Consider the following 6,792-nt stretch of genomic DNA (forward strand, 5'->3'; position numbering starts at 1 on the left):
CACCCCGTCACCTGGTGCTTCCGCAGGCTCTCACCGATGCCCTTGATCACGACCGCCGCACCCTGCAGCTGCGTCGCCCGCACGACCACCGTCGCCGAGTCCAGAGACGCGATCATCGCGAGCAACTGCTCATGCGAGTAGGCCTCGAAGTCCGTCGCCATCAGAGAACGCCCTTCGACGCGCCGGAAGTCGGAGTCGGGGTGCCCTGCTGGGCCGCCGCCTTTCGGCGGGCTTCCTCCTGCTCGCGGACCTGTGGGTCGCGGTCGCGGACGTAGTCCTGCTTCGACTGCCGGATGATGGCGCGCATGCGCGCCTGCGTGTCCTCGTCCACCCCCGCGTAGCCCTTGCCCGCCGTCAGGACCGCGATGCCGAGGGCCTCGATCTGGGCGGCCAGGCCCTGGGAGAGCTTCTGCAGCTCCGTGTGGACCGTCGAGTACGCCTTGAACAGGGAGTCGGCCTCCGGGAAGCCCGTGCCGAGGGTGCCCGCCGGCAGGGTGCCGTCGGCGAGTTTCTTCTCGTCCGCCTCCGAGCCGTCGAGCTTCTTCAGGAGGGCGTCCACCAGCTTCTTGTAGCCGGTCATCGACTCGTACTCGACCTGCAGGGCCTGCGCCTGGCTCATGATGGCGTCCGCCACCCCCGCGCTGACGTTGCCGCCCAACAGCATCGGTCCGTTGTCCTCTGCCACGCCTGCCTCCCCCGTTCCCCGTCCCCGTTCGCACCCGCACGTTCCGGGTGCCGCCGATCACTCTATCGATCGGCGCCGACAGGCCCAAGCTCGGGTTGCACGTGCAATGCGGGTCACACGGTTACGAGTTGGACGCCGCCACCGCCGCCGATGGCCGGATCGGGATCCTGTTGACGGGCCGTCCCGTCGCCGCGCGGACCGCCGACGCGATCGCCGCCGGGGTGGTCACCACCGGCACCGCGCTCGCCGCCTTCGCGCCGAACGGGGCCACCACGTCGCGCTCCTCCACCAGCCGGACGATGCGCACCGCCGGGGCGTCGAGGGAGGTCGGGAGGGCGTAGCCGGTCAGGTCGGGGTGGCGGACCAGGCCCGCGACCGAGCGGAGGTTCTCCGTCAACGCCGCGCCCACGCCCTGGGTGACGCCCGCTTCGATACGGGCCTCCAGCTGGCGGGGGTTGAGGATCCGGCCAACGTCCTGGGCGACGGCGAGTTCCACGACGCGTACCGAGCCCAGCTCGATGTCGACGTCGACCACTGCGCGGATCGCGCAGAAGGCGAGGCCGACGAACGCGTCGCCCTGGCCGTCCGCGTCCAGCGGCTCCGTCGGGTGGGGGCGGCACTGGGCCGTCGCCCAGAGCTCCTTGCCCTCGATCGCCTCCGCGACCGTCGTCGAGAAGGCACCGTCGTACGAGGTGATCCGGCCGTCCTGGATCTGCAGGAGTTCCGTGGACATGCCCAGCTTGTGGGCCATCGGCTGGAGGAGCTGGGTGCGGACCATCTTGGCCGCGCGTTCCACCGCCCCGCCCGACACCCAGGTGTGGCGGCCGTGCGCCGACGGGCCCGCCGGCGGCTGGTCGGTGTCGACGGGGGCCATCGCCACCTCGTCCACCCCGAGGACCTCCTGGACGATCTGACGGGCGAGGGTCGCGAAGCCCTGGCCGGTGTCGACGGCCGCGCAGATGACGGTGGCCGTGCCGCCGACCACCTTCACGGTGGCCGTGGAGACCTCGTCCGCGCCCTCGGCGCCCAGCATGTGGACCATGCCCACGCCGTAGCCGACCCCGCGCCGCACCGCGCCCGGTTCCCCCGCGCCCTCGGGGCCGCCGGGCAGCAGCCACTCCTCCTCCGGGGCGTCCTTCGGGAGGGAGGGGAGCGGGAAGTCACGTACGGAGCGCAGGAGTTCGGCGACCGGGGCCGGGCAGGTGACCGTCTGGCCGGTGGGCAGGAGGTCGCCCGTCGACAGGACGTTGCGCATCCGCACTTCCGCGCCGTCGATGCCGAGGGCGGCGGCGATCTTGTCCATCTGGCCCTCGTAGGCCGCGCAGACCTGCATGGCGCCTTCGCCGCGCACGTGGCCGGACGGGGGGTTGTTGGTGCGGACCGCCCAGCCCTCCACGAAGGCGTGCGGGACGATGTACGGGCCGCACGCGAACGCCACCGCCGCCGCGAGGGATTCCGCGGAGGAGTCGGCGTAGGCGCCCGCGTCCATCAGGATCTGGGCCTCGACCTTGACCAGCCTGCCCTCCGCGTCCGCGTGGTGGCGGTAGCGCAGCAGCGTCGGGTGGCGGTGGGCGTGGCCGAGGAAGGACTCCTCGCGGGTGGCGGCCAGCTTCACCGGGCAGCCGGTGCGCAGCGCGAGCAGCCCGAGCGGGAGCTGGAACGCGGGGTCCTCGCGGTCGGCCGTCGCGCCGGGCACGCCGGTGACGACGACGCGGACGCGGTCCGGGTCGAGGCCGAAGCAGGCGGCGGCGAGGTCGCGGTCGGTGTGCGGGTCGGTGGAGGCGGTGTAGATCTCCACCCCGCCGTCGGGGCGGGGCACCGCGAGGCCGGCCTCGGCTCCGATGGGGGCGGGGTCCTGGCGGCCGATCCGGTAGAGGCCCTCGACCACGACCTCCCCCGTCGCCTCGGGGTCGCCGTAGCGCAGCGGGATGTGCCGGATCAGGTTGCCGTCCGGGTGCAGCGGGGCGGCGCCGAAGGACTGCTCGGGGTCCGTGACGGCGTCCAGCAGCTCGTACTCGACGGTGATGGCGGCGGCCGCGAGACGTGCCGTGTCGGGGTGGTCGGCGGCGACGGCGGCGATGGCCTCGCCGTGGTGGCGGACCACGTCGTGCGCGAACACCGGCCGGTCGGCGATCCGGCGGCCGTGCGTGGTCGCGCCGGGAACGTCGGCGTGGGTGATCACGGCGCGGACGCCGGGCATCTCGGCCGCGGCCGAGGTGTCGACGGACAGGATGCGGGCGTGGGCGTGCGGGGACCGCAGCACGGCCGCCCACAGCAGGCCCTCGGCCCACAGGTCCGCGGCGTAGGGGAAGGTTCCCTCGGTCTTGGCACGGACGTCCGCCGACGGGACGGAAGCGCCGATTCCGCGCACGCGCGGCGAGGTCGGCTCCCCTTCCGCCGTGGCACCGACCGTGGTGACGGCGGTCGTCGCCGTGGCCGCGTCCTGGCCGCTCACGCCATGCCTCCGTTGTGGTGGATCCCGTGGATGCCCTGGTTGCCCTGGTTGCCCTGGTTGCCGAGGGTGTCGTGGCCGCCCTGGTCGTGCTGACCGCCGTGGTGGGGGTCGTGGACGCCGGGGAAGACCTGGCCGCCACCCATGGTGTCGTGGCCGCCGTGCATGGCCTGGCCCCCGCCCATGGAGTCGTGGACGCCGTGCATGGCCTGGCCCCCGCCCATGGAGTCGTGGACGCCGTGCATGGCCTGGCCCCCGCCCATGGAGTCGTGGACGCCGGGGAAGACCTGGTCCCCGCCCAGCGTGTCGTGACCGCCGTGCAGGACCTGACCGCCGCCGAGCGAGTCGTGGACGCCCGGGAAGACCTGGCCGCCACCCATGGTGTCGTGGCCGCCGTGCATGGCCTGGCCGCCGCCCATGGTGTCGTGAGCGCCGTGCATGGCCTGGCCCCCACCCATGGAGTCGTGGACGCCCGGGAAGACCTGGTCCCCGCCCATGGTGTCGTGACCGCCGCCCAGCGTGTCGTGACCGCCGTGCAGGACCTGGCCGCCCCCGCCCAGCGTGTCGTGACCGCCGTAGGCTCCGTACCCTCCGGGGCCGCCGTGGATGCCGCCCTCGCCGGGGGGTGCCTGGTGCGGGATGCGCGGTTCGGCCGTGGGGGGTTCCCCGGCGGCGGTCGCCGCCGCGGCCTCGGCCGCCGTCGCCTCGCGCTCCGCGACGACCTCGCGGACCGCCTCGACGACGCCCTTGTAGCCGGAGCAGCGGCAGAGGTTGCCGCACAGCGCCTGCCGGGTCTCCAGGTCGCTGGGGGCGTGGTTGCCCTCCAGCAGGTCGTGGATGGTCATGGCCATGCCTGGTACGCAGAAGCCGCACTGCACCCCGCCGGACCTGCACAACGCCTCTTGCACGTCCGACAGTTGCCCGCCGGTCGCGAGACCCTCCACGGTGCGGACCTCGCTGCCCGCCGCCGTCGCCGCGGGGACGAGACAGGAGGCGACGAGCCGTCCGTCGACCTGCACCGCGCAGGCTCCGCACTCGCCCTGCGAGCAGCCGTCCTTGGCGCCGGCCAGGCCTAGGCGCTCGCGCAGCACGTACAGCAGCGACTCGCCGATCCAGGCGCCGGTGACGGGCCGGTCGGCGCCGTTGACGCGCAGGACGTAGGAAGCCGCCGGGTGCTCGTGATGGGCGACGGCGGGAAGTCCCTCTTCCTCGTACGTCGCCTCCTGCACCGGCGCCCCTTCGGCACCGCCCTCGCCCGGGGGTGTCACAGCGCTGTCGGCGGTGTCCTCACCCGGCACGCCCGCGGCCCCCGCTCCGGCGACGGGAACCGGATCGGGAGCGAGATCGGGATCGGGAACGGGATCGGGAGCGGCAGCGGAATCGGCAGCGGCCTGCTCGGGAGCGGCGGCCGGTGCCGCCTTCGCGAAGCCCCGCTCCTGCTCCTGCTCCGGTTCCCGCTCCTGCGCGTGCTCCTGCGCGTGCTCGTAGCCGTGTTCCTGCCCGAGCCCCTCCGGATGCCGGCCCGCGGGCCCGGTCTCCGCCTCGGCCTCCACCGGGCGCGGCCGCTGCTCCTCGACCGGCGGCTGCGCCGGGCCGTGGGCGGCGTCGATGTCCGGGGCGGCGTGCAGCACGCCCTCCGGCTCCGGGCCGGGCTGCGCGTAGCCCTCCGGCAGCGGGGTCCCGACCCCGGGCCCGCCCAGCACCCTCGGGCCGCGTCCCGGCGCGTCGGCCCCGGGTCCTTCGCCCGGCAGCACGCCGGAGCTCATCAGCGTCTCGGCCCCGAAGGCGCCGCCCGCCACACCGGCCCCGGCGGCCTGCGCCTCCGGCTGCGCCCACGGAGCCGCCGCCCCGCCGGGCAGGGTCGCCGGAGCCTGGCTCCAGTCGGCCGCCCCCGCGCCCCCGTCGRCCACGAACCCGTCGGCCGTAAACCCGTCGGCCGCAAATCCGCCGGCCGCGAACTCGCCCGTCCCCGGCACCGGTTCACCTACCGTCGGCAGGGTCCACTGCCCGGTGGCCGCCGGCTCGTCGGGCTGGTGCACCGCGTCGGGGAACTGCCACTCGGCCGTCGCCCCGTGGTCGTGCTCCCCGCCCCCGGCCGCACCGCCCACGGCTCCGGCGCCGCCACCCGCGGGCTCCGCGAAGGCCGCCGCCACCGACGGCGGCAGCGGGATGGAGGCCGGGATCGGCCCCCGCGCGGGCGCGGGTTCGGCCGGAGCCCGGTCCGTGCCCGCCTCGGGCCACTGCACCGGCATCGTCCAGGTGCCCGTGGCGGTGGGGTCCGCACTGGCCGAGCCCAGCGGCACGATCATCGGGGGCGGCACGTACCCGTGGCCGGGCGCGGCGAGGGGTTCCCCGTTGTCGAGGGCGTCCAGCATGTCCTGCGGCAGCTTCACGAAGGCCGTGGCCTCCGAGTCGTACTCGCCGCCCTGCGGCACGGGCTCCCAGCCCCAGCCGTTGCCCGCGCCGCCCGCGTTCCCCGTCGTTCCGCTCACGTTCTCGTTCTCACTCATGAGGTCAGCGCCCTCCCCAGGGCCCTGCGCGCCAGCACGGCCACCGTCCGCCGCAGATGCAGTACTCCGGAGGACACCGGTTCCCCCTGGTCGGGCACGCAGGCGGCCGCGACGTACTCGCCGAAGGCCTCCAGCGCCTCGGGGGCCAGGCTGCGGTCCCCGTCCCAGTCGATCAGCGAGGCCACCCACTGCTCGGCCTCCAGCGGCCGCAGCGGCATCGGGGCCACCGCGCCGATGGCGCACCGCACGCCCCGGCGCGCGGGATCCAGCACCAGCCCCACGGACGCCACCGCGCGGCCCGGCCCCGTACGCCCGGTGGCCTTCAGGAAGACCTGCGGCGCGTGCAGCAGCGGAACGCGCACGAAGCCGATCAGCTCGCCCGGCCGCAGCATCTCGCGCCCGGCGAGCAGGTGGGAGACCGGGATCTCGCGCGAGCCGTCGGGGCCGACGATGACCAGGACCGCCTCCAGCGCCGCCAGCACGGGCAGGGCGTCACCGGTCGGCGCGGCCGTCGCGATGTTCCCGCCGAGGGTGCCGGCGTTGCGGATCTGCGGCGGTCCGGCGGCCCGGGCGGCGGCGGCGAGCGCGGGGATCAGAGCGGCGAAATCCGGCCGTCCCATCCGGGCGTGCGTCAGTCCGGCGCCGAGCAGCGCGTGCCCGTCCTGGTACTGCCAGCCGCGGATCTCGTTGATGCGCCCCAGGCCGACCAGCGCGGCGGGGCGCAGCAGCCCGGCGTTGACGGCGGCCATGAGGTCGGTGCCGCCCGCCACGGGCACGGCCGCGGGCATGGCGGTGAGCGCCGCCACGGCCTCGTCGAGCGAGGTCGGCAGCGTCACGGACTGCGTCGTTTGGGCCGCTTGCGGTGGTTGCGACCCCTGAGTCGAATGCGATGCGTGCGGTGCGTGCGTGGTCAACCCAGCTGCCCCTTCCCGATGTCCCGGTCCCGGCGCTCACGCCTGTCCGCCGTACGGTACGTGCTCACCGCCGGGACGTGGCAACTCTGGCACATCTTCGGGACCACCCCGCGCGAGGGTCTCCCCCGCACCCGGGCCGGGCCGAACCCCCCGGCGCGGCCCGTACGGCGGCCGGCAGGGGCCGCGCGGTGCCGCCCGCGGCCCGGCCGCGCACCCCACCCGCACCCCACC

3 protein-coding genes and 1 pseudogene are annotated in these 6,792 nt (G+C 75.3%); all 4 read right to left on the bottom strand.

Annotated elements, in window-relative coordinates; translation table 11 throughout:
• Positions 1 to 160 precede the first annotated feature (160 nt).
• The gene (locus AB4039_RS40645) at positions 161 to 685 is read right to left on the bottom strand and encodes a DUF2563 family protein (RefSeq protein WP_442273146.1); all 525 of its coding nucleotides are present in this window, start codon (positions 683 to 685) and stop codon (positions 161 to 163) included.
• Positions 686 to 806: 121 nt separating this feature from the next.
• Positions 807 to 3,140 (bottom strand): xanthine dehydrogenase family protein molybdopterin-binding subunit, encoded by a 2,334-nt coding sequence (locus AB4039_RS40650; RefSeq protein WP_442273147.1) that lies wholly within the window; start codon positions 3,138 to 3,140, stop codon positions 807 to 809.
• 578 nt (positions 3,141 to 3,718) lie between these two features.
• Positions 3,719 to 4,549, bottom strand: a pseudogene (locus tag AB4039_RS40655) ((2Fe-2S)-binding protein); the annotation flags it as partial.
• Between the two features lie 1,094 nt (positions 4,550 to 5,643).
• The gene (locus tag AB4039_RS40660; RefSeq protein WP_442273148.1) at positions 5,644 to 6,561 is read right to left on the bottom strand and encodes an FAD binding domain-containing protein; all 918 of its coding nucleotides are present in this window, start codon (positions 6,559 to 6,561) and stop codon (positions 5,644 to 5,646) included.
• Positions 6,562 to 6,792: the final 231 nt, after the last annotated feature.

Source organism: Streptomyces sp. M-16, assembly GCF_052114405.1.
Classification (GTDB): Bacteria; Actinomycetota; Actinomycetes; order Streptomycetales; family Streptomycetaceae; genus Streptomyces.